At 74.6% G+C, this 14,134-nt stretch carries 13 protein-coding genes; 4 read left to right on the top strand and 9 right to left on the bottom strand.

Features of this window, described 5'->3' with window-relative positions:
• Positions 1-128: 128 nt before the first annotated feature.
• Positions 129-2,348, bottom strand: coding sequence for an SF1B family DNA helicase RecD2 (gene recD2 / locus ACSNOC_RS16645; protein ID WP_436748235.1), 2,220 nt, complete (start codon positions 2,346-2,348; stop codon positions 129-131).
• Between the two features lie 279 nt (positions 2,349-2,627).
• On the opposite strand from recD2, the gene ACSNOC_RS16640 reads away from it, so the two are divergent.
• Positions 2,628-4,661: a PEP/pyruvate-binding domain-containing protein gene (locus ACSNOC_RS16640; RefSeq protein ID WP_436748234.1), complete on the top strand. Its 2,034-nt coding sequence runs from the start codon at positions 2,628-2,630 to the stop codon at positions 4,659-4,661.
• Positions 4,658-5,569: a hypothetical protein gene (locus ACSNOC_RS16635; RefSeq protein WP_436748233.1), complete on the top strand. Its 912-nt coding sequence runs from the start codon at positions 4,658-4,660 to the stop codon at positions 5,567-5,569. The genes ACSNOC_RS16640 and ACSNOC_RS16635 overlap by 4 nt, the downstream gene beginning before the upstream one ends.
• A gap of 40 nt (positions 5,570-5,609) precedes the next feature.
• Here the strand turns inward: ACSNOC_RS16635 and ACSNOC_RS16630 are convergent, their stop codons facing one another.
• Positions 5,610-6,404: a hypothetical protein gene (locus tag ACSNOC_RS16630; protein ID WP_436748232.1), complete on the bottom strand. Its 795-nt coding sequence runs from the start codon at positions 6,402-6,404 to the stop codon at positions 5,610-5,612.
• A gap of 103 nt (positions 6,405-6,507) precedes the next feature.
• Here ACSNOC_RS16630 and ACSNOC_RS16625 point away from each other — a divergent pair, with 103 nt between their 5' ends.
• Entirely contained in the window at positions 6,508-8,214 is a 1,707-nt protein-coding gene (locus ACSNOC_RS16625; protein WP_436748231.1) for a BCCT family transporter, read from the top strand.
• A gap of 12 nt (positions 8,215-8,226) precedes the next feature.
• Here the strand turns inward: ACSNOC_RS16625 and ACSNOC_RS16620 are convergent, their stop codons facing one another.
• From ACSNOC_RS16620 to ACSNOC_RS16610, 3 genes are read right to left on the bottom strand one after another with little or no spacing between them, the layout of a single operon-like run.
• Positions 8,227-8,784, bottom strand: a complete 558-nt coding sequence (locus ACSNOC_RS16620) for an N-acetyltransferase family protein (RefSeq protein ID WP_436748230.1) — start codon at positions 8,782-8,784, stop codon at positions 8,227-8,229.
• Complete coding sequence (locus tag ACSNOC_RS16615; RefSeq protein ID WP_436748229.1) at positions 8,781-9,380, bottom strand: helix-turn-helix domain-containing protein; 600 nt, start codon at positions 9,378-9,380, stop codon at positions 8,781-8,783. The genes ACSNOC_RS16620 and ACSNOC_RS16615 overlap by 4 nt, the downstream gene beginning before the upstream one ends.
• A 33-nt stretch (positions 9,381-9,413) precedes the next feature.
• Positions 9,414-9,845 carry an SRPBCC family protein gene (locus ACSNOC_RS16610; protein ID WP_436748228.1) on the bottom strand — a complete coding sequence of 144 codons (432 nt, stop codon included), beginning with the start codon at positions 9,843-9,845 and terminating at the stop codon, positions 9,414-9,416.
• A gap of 118 nt (positions 9,846-9,963) precedes the next feature.
• On the opposite strand from ACSNOC_RS16610, the gene ACSNOC_RS16605 reads away from it, so the two are divergent.
• Positions 9,964-10,443, top strand: coding sequence for an NUDIX hydrolase (locus ACSNOC_RS16605; RefSeq protein ID WP_436748227.1), 480 nt, complete (start codon positions 9,964-9,966; stop codon positions 10,441-10,443).
• Here the strand turns inward: ACSNOC_RS16605 and ACSNOC_RS16600 are convergent.
• From ACSNOC_RS16600 to ACSNOC_RS16585, 4 genes are all read right to left on the bottom strand, one after another.
• On the bottom strand, positions 10,440-10,637 hold the full coding sequence (locus tag ACSNOC_RS16600) for a hypothetical protein (protein ID WP_436748251.1): 198 nt from the start codon (positions 10,635-10,637) through the stop codon (positions 10,440-10,442). The two genes, ACSNOC_RS16605 and ACSNOC_RS16600, sit on opposite strands and share 4 nt — an antisense overlap.
• A 195-nt stretch (positions 10,638-10,832) precedes the next feature.
• Positions 10,833-12,035, bottom strand: coding sequence for a zinc metallochaperone AztD (gene aztD, locus ACSNOC_RS16595; protein WP_436748226.1), 1,203 nt, complete (start codon positions 12,033-12,035; stop codon positions 10,833-10,835).
• 10 nt (positions 12,036-12,045) lie between these two features.
• Complete coding sequence (gene aztC / locus ACSNOC_RS16590) at positions 12,046-12,978, bottom strand: zinc ABC transporter substrate-binding protein AztC (protein WP_436748225.1); 933 nt, start codon at positions 12,976-12,978, stop codon at positions 12,046-12,048.
• Positions 12,975-14,134, bottom strand: a 1,160-nt coding sequence (locus ACSNOC_RS16585; protein ID WP_436748224.1) for a hypothetical protein, incomplete at its 5' end; no start/stop codon positions are given. The genes aztC and ACSNOC_RS16585, both read right to left, overlap by 4 nt.

The raw sequence follows: 14,134 nt of genomic DNA, 5'->3' as shown, positions 1-14,134 counted from the left end.
TGCCTCTTCCTCGAGGTGCCCTGACTCCTTCCACTGTCCCCCATCTGGAGCCAAGATGTGCACTCGGGGTCGGCCATCCGACCACAATTTGGCACGCCGTGCCGCGATAAAACGGACGCCGCGGAATCTTACGGAACAATCCCCCCGGCCAGCCGCGCGTCCAGCGCCGTGCACCGGCGACCTGCGGAAACGCTGCGCACGGCCTGCCCGAGCGCACGGCGTGACCCCACGAGCACAACAAGTCGCTTCGCCCGTGTCACGGCCGTGTACAACAGATTTCGCTGGAGCATCATCCAGGCGCTCATCGTGACCGGAACGACCACGCACGGATACTCACTGCCCTGGGACCGGTGAATGGTGACGGCATAGGCGTGGGCCAGCTCGTCCAGCTCGCCGAAGTCGTAGGCCACCTCCTCGTCCTCGTCGGTGCGCACCGTCAGCCGCTGGTCCACCGGATCGAGACCGGTCACCACGCCGACCGTGCCGTTGAAGACGCCGTTGGCGCCTTTCTCGTAGTTGTTGCGGATCTGCGTCACCTTGTCCCCGACGCGGAACACCCGCCCGCCGAACCGCTTCTCCGCGAGCCCCGGCCGGGCCGGCGTGATCGCCTGCTGCAGCAGCCCGTTGAGCACCCCGGCGCCGGCCGGGCCCCGGTGCATCGGCGTCAGCACCTGCACGTCCCGCCGCGGATCCAGGCCGAACCTCTCCGGGACGCGCCGCGCCGCCACGTCCACCGCCAGCCGCCCGGCCTCCTCGGTGTCCTCCGCCACGAAGAGGAAGAAGTCGGACAGCCCCTGCGTCACCGGCGGCACCCCGGAGTTGATCCGGTGCGCGTTGGTCACCACCCCCGACTCCCGCGCCTGCCGGAAGATCCGCGTCAGCCGCACCGCCGGGACCGGCCCGCCCGGCGCCAGCAGATCCCGCAGCACCTCCCCCGCGCCCACCGACGGCAGCTGGTCCACGTCCCCGACCAGCAGCAGGTGCGCCCCCGGCGCGACCGCCTTCACCAGCTTGTTCGCCAGCAGGAGATCGAGCATCGACGCCTCGTCCACCACCACCAGGTCCGCGTCCAGCGGCCGGTCCCGGTCGTACGCCGCGTCCCCGCCCGGCTTCAGCTCCAGCAGCCGGTGCACCGTGGACGCCTCCGCCCCGGTCAGCTCCGCCAGCCGCTTCGCCGCCCGCCCGGTCGGCGCCGCCAGCAGCACCTTCGCCCGCTTGGCGCGCGCCAGCTCCACCACGGACCGCACGGTGAACGACTTCCCGCACCCCGGGCCGCCGGTCAGCACCGCGACCTTCTCGGTCAGCGCCAGCCGCACCGCCTGCTCCTGCTCGGCGGCCAGCTCGGCCCCGGTCCGCCGCGCCAGCCACGCCAGCGCCTTCTCCCAGTCCACGTCGCGGAACGCCGCCAGCCGGTCCTCCTCGTGCCCGAGCAGCCGCCGCACCTGCCCGGCCAGCGACAGCTCGGCCCGGTGGAACGGCACCAGGTAGACCGCCGTCACCCGCCCCTCGGCGCTGCCGGGATCGGGCACGGCCTCCCGTACCACGCCCTCCGGCTCCGCGGCCAGCTCGCCCAGGCAGTCGATCACCAGGCCCGTGTCCACCTGGAGCAGCTTCACGGCGTCCGCGATCAGCCGCTCCTCCGGCAGATAGCAGTGCCCCTGGTCGGTGGCCTGCGACAGCGCGTACCGCAGCCCGGCCTTGACCCGCTCGGGGCTGTCCTGCGGGATGCCCACGGCGCGCGCGATGCGGTCGGCGGTCAGGAAGCCGATCCCCCACACGTCGGCCGCCAGCCGGTACGGCTGGTTCTTCACCACGGAGATCGACGCGTCGCCGTACTTCTTGTAGATCCGCACCGCGATGGAGGTGGAGACCTCGACGCTCTGGAGGAAGACCATGACCTCCTTGATGGCCTTCTGCTCCTCCCAGGCCGCCGCGATCAGCGCCGTGCGCTTGGGGCCCAGGCCCGGCACGGCGATCAGCTTCCGCGGATCGGCCTCGATGACCTCCAGCGTCCCGGTGCCGAAGTGCGCCACGATCCGCTCGGCGGTCTTCGGCCCGATGCCCTTGATCAGCCCCGAGCCCAGATAGCGCTGGATGCCCTGCACGGTCGCGGGCAGCACCGTCGTGTAGTTCTCCACGGTGAACTGGCGGCCGTACTGCGGGTGCGAGCCCCACCGGCCCGTCATCCGCAGCGACTCCCCCACCTGCGCGCCCAGCAGCGAGCCCACCACCGTCAGCAGCTCGCCCCCGCCCCGCCCGGTGTCGACACGGGCGACCGTGTACCCGTTCTCCTCGTTGGCGTAGGTGATGCGCTCCAGAACGCCCTCGACCACCGCACTCTGCGACATGCCCCGACGGTAGCCGCCGCCACCGACAACTCCGAAGGGCCTGGCCCCCCCAGGTCCAGGCCCTTCGCTCCCCTCCTGCCTCTACGAGACCCACGACGGACCGGAATGGTTGCACAACGGAGCGCATTCTTCCGGTCACAGGCGTCAAGAATCTTCTGGGCGAAGCGCGATGACGAGCCGGGCCCGGGGAATTTCCGCGCCACCTCGCCGCGCTGTCAGGCAACGACGGTTCCGCGGGCGTCTTCTCCGGAAGGGCACAGGGATCGCAGGAGGCGGACGATGCACACCGAAGACATCGAGGTCCACGACGATCCGCGCACCACCATCGCGGGCGTCGCCCTTCCACTGACCGACCCGCGCGCCGGGCGCGCGGCACTCACCGGAGGCAAGGCCGCATCCCTGGCCAGGGCCGCCGGAGCCAAGCTTCCCGTTCTGCCGGGCTTCGTCGTGCTGCCCCCGGGGACCAGCCACCGGGGCCAGGATCTCCGGGAAGCCTGGCGGCAGTTGAGCGCCAACGGTAGCACGCCGCTGGTGGTGCGCTCGTCGTCGGCCGCCGAGGACACCGAGGAGTCCTCCATGGCCGGGCAGTTCACCTCGGTCCTCGACGTGCGCGGCTGGGACGCGTTCCGCGCCGCGCTCACCACCGTGCGGGCCTCGTCCGAGGAGCCGATGGCCGTCCTCGTGCAGCCGATGGTCCGCTCCCGCGTCGGCGGCGTGCTCTTCGGCGCCGACCCGGTGTCCGGGCGCACCGACCGCACCCTGGTCAGTGTCGTGCCCGGCGGCCCGGACAGCCTGGTCAGCGGGGAGCGGTCGGGCACCGAGTTCCTGCTGTCGCGGCACGGCAGGCTGCTCCGCACCGCGCCGGGCGACCCGGCCGACCGCCTGCTGCGCGCGGGCGAGCTGCACCGGCTGGCCGCGCTCGCCCGCCGGACCCGCCAGGTCTTCGGCCGCCCGCAGGACATGGAGTTCGGCTTCGACGAACACACCGACCGGCTCTGGCTCTTCCAGTCCCGGCCGATCACCGCCATGGCGCCGCGCCCGGCCCGCCGGGCCCGGCTGCTCGGGCCGGGCCCGGTCGCGGAGACCCTGCCCGGCCTGCTGCGCCCGCTGGAGGAGGACCTGTGGGTGGTGCCGATGGCCCACGGCCTGGCGACCGCCCTCGACCTCGGCGGCACCGCCGCCCGGCACACGCTGCGCACCGTCCCGGTCGTCAGCACGGTCGCCGGGCGGGCCGTCGCCGACCTGGAGCTGCTCGGCATGGTGCCGCCCCGGCACCGCCGGCTGGCGCTGCTCAACCCGCTCCCGCCCGCCCGCCGGCTCGCCGCGGCGTGGCGCGTGGGCCGGCTGCGCTCGTCGCTGCCGCACCTGGCGACCTCGCTCCAGGCCGACGTGGACCGGCAGTTGTCGGAGGCGCCGCCCCCGGCCGAGCTGACCCCGGCGGGCCTGACGGCGGCGCTGCGCTGGAGCCGGAGCGTGCTGGTCGCGCTGCACGCCCAGGAGGCGCTGGCGGGCGCGCTGCTGACCGACGACCGGCCGGGCGCCACGGCCGCCGCGGCGGCCCTCGCCGCGCTGCACCACGGCCGCGCCGAGGGGCTGACCGACGGGCAGATCGTGGCCGCGCGGCCCGAGGTGCTGGCGCTGGTGCCGCCGAGCCTGACCGAGCCGCTGCGGCTCCCGGCGCGCGGCGTCGCGGGCACCGGCCCCGGCACCGGCACCCTGACCCCGAGGGAGGCCCTGCGGATGCGGATCCGCTGGGTGCAGGAGTTCCAGGTGGCGCTGGTCCGTGAGGTCGCCGCGCACAGCGTCGACGTGGGCCTGATCGCGCTGCTGCGCTGGCCCGAGCTGGTCTCCGTGGCCGAGGGCGGCCCGCTCCCGGCCGACCTGGCGCAGCGCCGGCCGCCCGCCGTGGGGACGCCGCTGCCGGACGCGTTCCGGCTGGCGGACGACGGCGCCGTCGTCGCCCGCCGCGACCCGGCGCGGGCGGACGGCGACGGCGGGCAGGGCGTCTCCGGCGGGCGCGCCGAGGGCGTCGCCTGGGACGGCACCGGCGAGCCGCCCCGGGACGCGGTGCTGGTCGTGCGGCATCTGGACCCCGGCCTGGCGCCGCTGCTGCCGCGCCTGGCCGGGCTGATCGCCCAGACCGGCAGCCCGCTGTCCCATCTGGCGGTTCTGGCACGCGAGTTGAGGCTCCCGGTGGTGACCGGCGCGGCGGGCGCGGTGGACCGTTACCCGCCGGGCACCCGGCTGCTGCTGGACGGCGCGACGGGCGAGGTGAGCGTCCGGGAGCGGGCGGAGCAGGGGGCGTTGTCATGAGGAGCGCGCGCCTGGCCGGGTATCTCTTCGGCGGCGCCGCCGCGTTGGGCGCCGCGATCTACGTGGTGATCTACCTCTACCGCTGGCAGTGGCAGCGGACGATCATCTGCGGCGTGCTGCTGCTGGTCGTGGAGGTGCTGCTGCTCGGGCTCGCCACGCTGGACCGCATATCCCGCCTGGAGCAGCGGATCAGGGACGGCGACCGGCGGCAGGACGAGATCCTGGCGCAGCTCCGCCAGGCCGACCGCGAGCCGGGCGCCGGCGGCGGCCGGGCGACGGCGGGCCGCCCCCGGTTCGCGTGGCTGGGCGACGGCGAGGGGCGGACGTTCGTCTTCGTGCCCGTCCTGATGGCGGCGGGCGTCGCGCTGTCGGGGCTGGCGTGGGTGGTGGAGCGCGTGGCGCGGGCGACGGTGCGGCCGACGGCCCAGCGCCGCCTGGCGGGCCGCCTGGCGCCCCTCGCGGCCCCGCCCGGCGGCCTGCACGCCCCGACACCCGACCTGCCCGACCACCCGGTGCTCGGCCGGGCCAAGCAGCTCGGCGCTCTCGCCCTGGCGGCGGCGGCCTGCGTCGCGCTGTTCGCCGGCCTCCAGGCGATGACCGAGACCGAGCCCCCGGAGCACGGCACGGGCGCGGCGACGTCCCTGCTGTTCACAGTCGACGGCAACGGGGTGGGCGACTCCCGCACCGCCCTGGCCGCCGAGCAGATGTGGGAGCGCTGCCGCGACGCGACGGCCGTCCCGCTGCTCCAGGCCGGGATGACCGCTCTGGACGACGGCCTGTTCGCGGCGACGGTCCAGCCGTCCCTGAGCGAGCACGACGAACTCCGCCTGCTCGGCTGCCTGGAGGACACCACCATCGACCGCGTCCGGCTCACCGTCATCGGCACCGGCGCGCTAGAGCCGAGCTGACCCCGGCCCGGACGACACCCACCACGACGACAGAGAGGGGCTATCCGTCCTCGTCCCTGACCTCCAGCGCTTCCCGCGCCAGGCGGATGAACGTGACATAGGCCTCCCGGAAGTCCCGGTAGGCAGCGTCGTACTCGTCCCGCCGCCGGGCACTGTCGTCACCGATGAGTGCCTTGAGCAACGGCTGCAAGCGCCGCGCCCTGTTCCGCACGTGGTCCGCCGCGGCGGAAACCTCGGCCGGACCGTCGAGCCGGACCTCATGCATGGCCCTGTTCATGTCCCCGATGGCCGGGCCGACGCGCTCGTACATCTGCTGGAGGAGCCGGTCCTTGCTCCCGCGGTCGCGCGCCGCGTCGACGTCGTCGATCTGCCACGTGACCGCCGAGAACGCGTGCGCGCAGCTCAGCATCTCCCGATAGGAGGCTCTGCGCCGGTCCCGCTGCTCACGAAGGGCCTCCGCCCGCGCGGTGGTCCGGGCTTGGGCCAGCGCCGCGCGCAGGGCCGCCCGCGCGGTGATGTAGCTGGCCCCGAGCGCGGTGAGCGCGGTCAGGACGCCGACCCACAGTCCGCTGTTCGCCATGTCCGGAGAGTCTGTCAGCCGGGGGCGCGGTGCGGCAGTCGCCCACCGTGGCCACGGATCCGCGGGCCCCGACCGCGCCTCCGGCACGGCCGGGCGGATCCGGATGACCGCCTCGGGACGGCGCCGCTCCACCGCCCCGGACACGGGAACGGAGGGCTCCCGCCCGGCCAACTCCCGCTCGGGAAGGGCCACCCCGTCCGCGAACCGCCCGAAGTCCCCCGGCGCCGCGTACCGCTCCGCCGCCGTGCTGTTCATCGGCGCGGGTCCAGCGCATCGCGGTCGACATGTCGCACATTTCCCCTCATGCGCCGTCTACGATGCCCCTGCCGCTCGCAGACACGAAGGGCTGGAACGCGCCATGCACACGTCCGTGGAGACCACCAGATCCGGGCGGCCGTCGCCGGAGGAACCACGGACGGACCGCGTCGTCTTCGGCGTCGCCGCCGGACTCACGCTCGCCTTCGTGCTCTGGGGCTGCCTCGCCACCGACTCGCTCGCCGACGTCTCCGGCGAGGCCCTGGAGAGCGTCATCCACAATGCCGGGTGGGGCTTCGTGCTCGTCTCCTCCGGCCTGGTGGTCTTCGCCCTCTGGCTCGCCGTCAGCCGCTACGGGCGCGTCACCCTCGGCGAGGAGGGCGAGGAGCCCGAGTTCCGCACGGTGTCCTGGGTGGCGATGATGTTCAGCGCCGGGATGGGCATCGGCCTGATGTTCTACGGCGTGAGCGAGCCGCTCAGCCACTTCGTCACGCCGCCGCCCGGCACCGCGCCGCGGGACACCGGCGAGCGGATGTCCACGGCCATGGCCACCACTCTCTTCCACTGGACCATCCACCCCTGGGCCATCTACGCGGTCGCCGGCATGGCCATCGCCTACAGCGCGTTCCGGCGCCGCCGCCGGCAGTCCATCAGCGCGGTCTTCACCCCGCTCATCGGGGAGCGGCGGGCCCACGGCGGTCCCGGCCGCGTCATCGACATCCTCGCCATCTTCGCCACCCTCTTCGGCTCCGCCGCCTCCCTGGGCCTCGGCGCCCTCCAGATCGGCGGCGGTGCCGAGGAGCTGGGCTGGATGCCGGACGTGGCGACCGGTGTCCTCGTCGTCATCATCGCGGTCCTGACGGCGGCCTTCGTCGTGTCGGCCGTCTCGGGCATCGACCGGGGCATCCAGTGGCTGTCCAACACCAACATGGTGCTGGCCGCCCTGCTCGCCGTCTTCCTCTTCGTCGCCGGCCCCACCGTGCTGATCCTCGACCTCGTCCCGACCTCGATCGGGTCCTACGCCGACGCGCTGCCCGGCATGGCCGCCCGCACCGAGGCGAGCGGCGGCGAGGACATCGCGGGCTGGCTGTCGGGCTGGACGGTCTTCTACTGGGCCTGGTGGATCTCGTGGACGCCGTTCGTCGGCATGTTCATCGCCCGCATCAGCCGGGGCCGGACGATCCGGCAGTTCGTCGGCGGCGTGATCCTGGTGCCCAGCACGGTCAGCCTGCTGTGGTTCACCGTCTTCGGCGGCACCGCGATGCGCCTGGAGGCAGGCGGCGAGGGCATCATCGGCGAGGCCACCGCCGAAGGCAGGCTCTTCGCCGTCCTCGGCAACTATCCCGTCGCCGGGCTGACGACCGTCGTGGTGATGATCCTCGTCGGCATCTTCTTCGTCTCCGGCGCGGACGCCGCCTCGATCGTGATGGGCACGCTGTCGCAGCACGGCACGCTGCGCCCGCACCATCTGATCGTCGTCTTCTGGGGCGTGCTCACCGGCGCCGTCGCCGCCGTCATGCTGCTCATCGGCGGCGGCGGGTCCAGCGCGCTGGAGGGCCTGCAGAACCTGACCATCCTGGCCGCCGTGCCGTTCACCCTGGTGCTGATCGGGCTGTGCGCGGCCCTGATGCGCGACCTGCGCCACGACGCGGTCATCCTGCGCGGCGAACAGGCCGAGGAGGCCGTGGAGATGGCGGTCATCGCCGGACAGCAGCGCTACGCGGGCGACTTCGAGATCCGCATCGGCCCCGGCACCAGTGAGCTGGACGTGTCGGTCAGGCCGGAGGGCACCCGGCCCCCCGAGCACTGAGGAACCCCGGGCTCAGCCGGCGATCCGCGCGCCGGGGAGCAGGCTCTTGCGGTAGTAGCTCGTCGGCCGCAGCACGCCGTCCGGGTCGGCCGCGTGGTCCGGGACCTCGCCGAACTTGATCCACCCCTCCGACCGGTACAGGCGCTCCGCGCCGCTGTCCTTCTCCGTGTCCAGCAGCAGCAGCGTCACGCCCGCGTCGGCCGCGGCGCGCTCGGCCGCGGCGAGCAGGGCGCGGGCGATGCCGCGCCGCCGCGCCGAGCTGTGCACCAGCAGTTTGGCGATCTCCGCGCGGTGCCGCCCGGTGGGCTTGGACTCGAACGCCAGGGTCACCGTGCCGATCAGCGGGCCGTCACCGTCGCCGCCCGCCTCGCGCGCCGCCCACACGGCCATCCGGCCCGACGCCACCGCCGGGCCGTGCCCGGCCCACCACCGCGCCGCCTCCCCCGGCCCGAACGGCTTCAGGAAGCCCACCGAGGCCCCGCCCGCCACGGCGTCCACCAGCAGACCGGCCAGCCGGGGCAGCTCCTCCGCCCCGAGCCGCACGACCTCCACCCCGCGCGCGGCGCTCACGGCAGCACCACCACCACGGCGTACCGGACGGACCCCGGCCCGGGGCAGTGGTACCGCGACGGCCCCCACAGCCGGAACCGCAGGCAGTCGCCGGGGTCCAGCAGGTGCTCCTCGTCCCCCACCCGCACCGACAGCGGGCCGCCCTCCAGCACCCACACGTGGTGTTCGAGCCCGGGCAACGGCGGCCCCTCGTACGGCACCTCGGCGCCCGGCTCCAGCACGCCCTCGATCACCTCGCCGCGCAGACCGGCGTGCGGCGGGGACACCGAACGCCGCGCGAAGCCCGCCCCGGCGTCCCGCCACACCGCCTGCCGCGCCGCCCGCACCAGGCCCGGCGGCTCCTCCTCGACCTCCATCAGCAGCCGCGACATGGTCCGCCCGTACACCGAGCAGAGCCTGCCGAGCAGGGCCGCCGTGGGGCTGATCTCCGCCCGCTCCAGCCGGGACAGCGTCGAGCGGCTCACGCCGCTGCGCCCGGCCAGCTCGTCCAGGGACCAGCCGCGCTCGGCGCGCAGCGCGGCCAGCCGGGCCGCCAGCCGGGAATCGATGGAGTCCGTGGCGGCGGACACCGCGGTGACGGCGACATCGTCTCTCATATCCGGGATGCTATCCCAGGGCGGAGAACCGCCTCATCGCGGGCCCGCGAGGAAGTCCGCGAGGCTGCCGAGCAGGATGCGGCTCCCCTCCTCCGACTCCGCGCACTCCTCGGCCGTCGCGCACTCCTGCCGGATCACCAGCCGGGTGCGCCGCCCGGCGTCCAGCTCCTCGAAGTCCATCTCCATCACGGCCGGCTCGTCCCGCCCCGGCATGTCGAGCGAGGTCACCAGCCGCCGGCCCGGCTCCACCACGGGGTAGGTGCCGGACATCGGGAACGCCGCCCCGTCGGGGGTCACCAGCGTCGCCCGCCACGCCCCGCCCGGCCGCACGTCCAGCTCCACGGACGGCAGCGGCGCCCCGAACCACCGCGCGAACCGCTCCGGCAGCGTCCAGGCATCCCACACCTCCGCCACCGGCGCGTCCAGTTCCCTCGTCAGCCGGTACGCCGTCGTCGTCCCGCTCATGACCGTCTCCCCTTCGTCCGGGCCCCGCCTCCCGCGGGCACCTCACACCCGGACAGACCACGGCCCGGCCGGAAACTCATCGGCCGGCGCCCCGGCGCGTTGTTCTAGGCTGCGCGTCATGAGCGACACCACGGCCCCCCTGGCGACCGGCCCGCTGGGCATGCGGCTGCTGGCCTTCGAACGCCTCCCCGAGGACACCCGGTTCAGCGAGGCGCCGGTCGCCTACAGCCTGGTCGCGCTGTGGCACGCGGGCCTGCTCCTCCTGGTCCATGTCCGCCACCGCGACTGCTGGGAGCTGCCCGGCGGCGGAATCGACCCCGGCGAGAGCGCGCGCGAGGCGGCCGTCCGGGAGCTGCGCGAGGAGACGAACCACGTCGTCGCCCCGGCCGCCCTCACCTTCGCCGGATTCGCCAAGACGTCCCTGCCGGACAAGCGCGTGCTGCGCGGCGCGTTCTACCACGGCGAAACGGCCGACCCCACCGCGTTCGAACCGAACGACGAGATCTCCGCGATCCACTGGTGGAACCTCGAAGACCCGCTGCCCCCCGGCCGGTTGCAGACGGTGGACACCTATCTCGCCGCCCTCGCGCGCTCCTAGAGCCGCCGCACCCGCTGGGCCACGATGTTGCCCAGCACCAGATAGACCAGGGCCGCCAGTCCGTAGCCGCAGACCACGCGCGCCCACTCGTCGTCGAACGTGAACATGTCGTGCGACCAGCTCGCCAGCCAACGCGACGCGTCGTGCAGGAAGTTCACCAGGTCGTTGCCCGGATTCGCGTCCAGCAGGTACATCAGGATCCACAGGCCGATGATGAAGGCCGCGACATCTGCGGCGACCGCGATGAACGCCGCCACGGGACCAAGTCTCAGATTTTTTGCGGACATGACATGCCGGGTTGCCCACCGGACGGCCGCCAAACCCCGTCGCCCCGCCCGGGGCGGCACCGCGCCGCCCCGGGCCGTCACACCGTCGGCGCCGTCGTGCCGTCAGTGGTCCCGGACGCCGCTCAGCTCGTTGGGCACGCCCGGCAGCCGCAGCGTCTCCCGGACCTCGCCCGACGCCAGGTCCACGGCGTGCAGTTCGCTGGTGGCCGGCTCCGTCACGTACGCCGTGCCGCCGCGCACCCACAGCGCGGGCCGGGGTTCCTGCCACTCCAGCGGCTCCTCCCACTCCGCGACGACCGGGACGCTGTCCACCACCTCGGCGCCGACGGGGTCGATCACGTGGATGCTCCCGTCCGTGCCGAGGACCAGGGCCTCGCCCTCCGGGCCCCGGGCGAGGGAGCGGAAGGTGTAGCTGGTGCCGAGGTCCACCCGGGTCAGCGTCCCGGCCTCGGTGTCGATGAGCGAGATCTCCTGGGGCCGTTCCAGCTCGGCGTCCGCGTCCTGCTTGTAGTCGCCGAGCACGACGGCCGACTCCTCCGATCCGGCCTGGTTGCCGATGCGGCCGTAGGCGGTGGGGCTGTCCACCTTGGTGATGGTCCCGTCCCGGTAGATCAGGACGCCGTCCTCGCAGCCGATGACGACGGCCTCGCCCCGCGCCGTCGCCTCGCCGTGCACGCCGGGGCACTCCTCGCTGCGGGCGATCTCCTCGCCGTCCGCGTCGAGCACGACGATGCCGGTGCGCTCCTCCTCGGTGCCGAGGGTGACGAGGAGTTCGCCGTTCTCCAGTTCGACGGCGACGCCGTGGTGGGGCGCGGCGGCCGTGTAGGTCCCGGTCTCCGGCTCGCCGTCCCCGAGGTCGTCCGGGTCGAGGCTGACGACCTCGCCCGAGCCGTCGAAGAAGAGCACGGCCCGGCCGGCGTGCCGCACGACGTGCCCCGGCTCCGGCCCCTCGAAGACCGTGTCCGTCAGCGCGCCGCCGGCCGCGTCCAGCACCTGGAAGCCGGCGGAGGTCGAGACGAAGACGTGGCGGTCGTCGCCCGCGGGGTTGAGCCGGTTGAAGCCGTCCAGCGGGATGTCCGCCGCGACCTCGAAGGTCTCGCCGTCGATGACGAACAGCCCGCCGTCGTAGGTGACGACGACCGGGTCGGCCACCCGAGCCGCCTCCGCTGACGCCGCGGCCCCGGGCTCCTTCTCCTCCTCCGCGCCGCACGCGCTCACCGCGACCAGCGTGGCGGCGAGCGCCGACAGCGCGACCGCCTTCCGCGCCGGACCGCCCGTCCAGGACCAGATGTTGCCGTCTCTCACGTCGTGCCTCTCATTCCGTCAGTCCGGAGACGATGGCGTCGGTGTTGGCGCGCATCATCTCCTCGTAGGTCCCGGCCCCCTGGCCCTCCTCGGTCAGGGATTCGGAGAACAGGTGGATCACCTCGACGCGCAGGCCGACCTCGTCGGCGAGCACCCGCGCCAGCCGGTCCGGCTGCGCGGAGTCCGCGAAGATCGCCGGCACCCCCGCCTCCCGGATCGCGGCGGCGAGGGAGTCCAGGTCGGACGAGCTGGGCGAGGCCAGCGTCGTCCCGCTCGGGATGACCGCGCCGACGATCCGGAAGCCGTACCGTTCCGCGAGGTATCCGAAGACGTGGTGGTCCGTGACGAGGCTGCGCCGCTCCTCGGGGATCTCCGCGAACCGGTCGGCCATCCACGCGTCGAGGCGGCCGAGCCCGGCCGCGTACTCCTCGGCGTTGGCGCGGACGGCCGCGGCGTCGACGCCCCCGACCTCCTCGACCACCCGGTCCGCGATCACGTCCACCGCGGTGCGCACCCGGCGCGGGTCGGTCCAGAAGTGCGGATCGGGCTGCCCGGCCGAGTCGCCCTCGCGGTACCGGATCGGGTCGACCTCCTCCCCGACCGCCAGCGTCGGCACCCCGGCGTCCCCCGCCGCCTCCACGGTGCGCCGCACGCCCTCCTCCAGGCCGAGGCCGTTGGAGATCACCAGGCCGGCCTCCTCCACGAGGGCGGCCTGGCGGGCCGACAGCGCGAACGAGTGCGGGTCCGCGCCCGGCTCCATCAGCACGGTCACCTCGGCCTCGTCCCCGACGACGTTCCGGGTGATGTCGCCGAGGATGTTCGTGGTGACGACGATCCCGGCCCCCTGCTCCCCGCCGGACCCGGCGGCCCCGCATCCGGCCAGGGACACGGCCACCAGCGGCAGCACCGCCAGCAGCGCCCTCGCCCTCCTCGCCGCCCTCATCGGCCCGTCTCCACCATGTGCGCGGGCGCGAAGCCGAGTTCCAGCGTGCGGGCGATCCGCAGGTCGTCGCGGTAGTCGATCTCGTGCACGGCCCCGGCCGCCGGGTCGTTGACGTAGGCGCGGGCGGCGTCGATCTCGATCACCGGGGCCGTCCCGTCCGGCGGCGGTCCGGCCAGCAGCGGGGTCCGCGCCGTCTCCTCGCCCGTCCCGGTGTCGAACGCGTGCAGCACGCCGTCGGCGGTCAGCGTGAGCAGCGTGGCGCCGTCGCCCGGCGCGTTGGCGGCCAGCACGGGACCGGTCGCCACGAACGCCCAGGCCCGCCCGGACACGTCCAGCGTCCACACCCCCCGCTCCCCGGCCACCGCGGCGAGCGTCGCGCTGCCGGACCGGTGGGTGAACTCCCGGGCGCGGTCCGCCGCCTGCTCCGGGTAGGCGATCTTCTCGCCGGTGAACGTGTCCCCCTCGCCGGTCACCAGCAGCGCCCCGTCCGCGCAGCCGAGGACGACGCCGTACGGGGTCGCGGCCTCGCCCTCCGGCCGCGGGCAGGGCTCGTCGAGCGCCGCGACCGGCTCGCCGTCCGCCCCCCGCACCTCGACCGCGCCGTCGGCGGCGGCCACGACCACGTGCTCCGCGAGCGGCACGGCGGCGGCGCCGGACGGGTCGTCCACGCCGAACGAACCGGCCTCCGTGAGCGTCCCGGCCTCCAGCGCCTCCCGGTCGACCAGGGTGACCGTGCCGTCCCCGGACGTCACGGCGGCGGCGGAGGAGCCGCCGTGCGCACCGGCCGGTGCCCGGCCGGGCACCGCGCCGACGAGGCGGGCCGGGGCCCGGTAGTAGTGGGAGTGGTCGCCGTGGTCGACGGTCCAGGCGCCGCCGTCCACGATGTGCACCGAGCCGTCCCCGGCGGTGACGTAGGCGAAGCGGCCGTCGCCGCCGATGTCCGTGACGCCCTCGACCGTCCCCGTCCCGGTGAACTCCCCGGTGATCAGGTCGAGAACGCCCACCGTGCCGGTCTCCGCGCCGGCCACCACGAGACGCGGCTGCGGCTCCCCGGCCTCCTCGGCGCCCGCCACCTGCCCGTGCGGCACCCCGGGTTCCGGCCGCTCCGGCTCGGGGGCGGCGGCGGGGACGCCGCCCCCGCCGCCACCGCACCCGG

It is taken from the genome of Streptomyces sp. URMC 129, assembly GCF_051386415.1.
Classification (GTDB): Bacteria; Actinomycetota; Actinomycetes; order Streptomycetales; family Streptomycetaceae; genus Streptomyces.
The sequence above is the reverse complement of the archived record's forward strand: the minus strand, read 5'-3'. Positions and strand labels throughout refer to the sequence as shown.

Coding starts and splice junctions, on each gene's coding strand:
- ACSNOC_RS16600 (WP_436748251.1), bottom strand. CDS start 10,637: ATGTACCTGCTGGACGCGAATCCGGGCAACGACCTGGTGAACTTCCTG.
- ACSNOC_RS16610 (WP_436748228.1), bottom strand. CDS start 9,845: ATGAGCGGGACGACGACGGCGTACCGGCTGACGAGGGAACTGGACGCG.
- ACSNOC_RS16625 (WP_436748231.1), top strand. CDS start 6,508: ATGCACACGTCCGTGGAGACCACCAGATCCGGGCGGCCGTCGCCGGAG.
- ACSNOC_RS16615 (WP_436748229.1), bottom strand. CDS start 9,380: ATGAGAGACGATGTCGCCGTCACCGCGGTGTCCGCCGCCACGGACTCC.
- ACSNOC_RS16630 (WP_436748232.1), bottom strand. CDS start 6,404: ATGAACAGCACGGCGGCGGAGCGGTACGCGGCGCCGGGGGACTTCGGG.
- recD2 (WP_436748235.1), bottom strand. CDS start 2,348: ATGTCGCAGAGTGCGGTGGTCGAGGGCGTTCTGGAGCGCATCACCTAC.
- ACSNOC_RS16605 (WP_436748227.1), top strand. CDS start 9,964: ATGAGCGACACCACGGCCCCCCTGGCGACCGGCCCGCTGGGCATGCGG.
- aztC (WP_436748225.1), bottom strand. CDS start 12,978: ATGAGGGCGGCGAGGAGGGCGAGGGCGCTGCTGGCGGTGCTGCCGCTG.
- ACSNOC_RS16635 (WP_436748233.1), top strand. CDS start 4,658: ATGAGGAGCGCGCGCCTGGCCGGGTATCTCTTCGGCGGCGCCGCCGCG.
- ACSNOC_RS16640 (WP_436748234.1), top strand. CDS start 2,628: ATGCACACCGAAGACATCGAGGTCCACGACGATCCGCGCACCACCATC.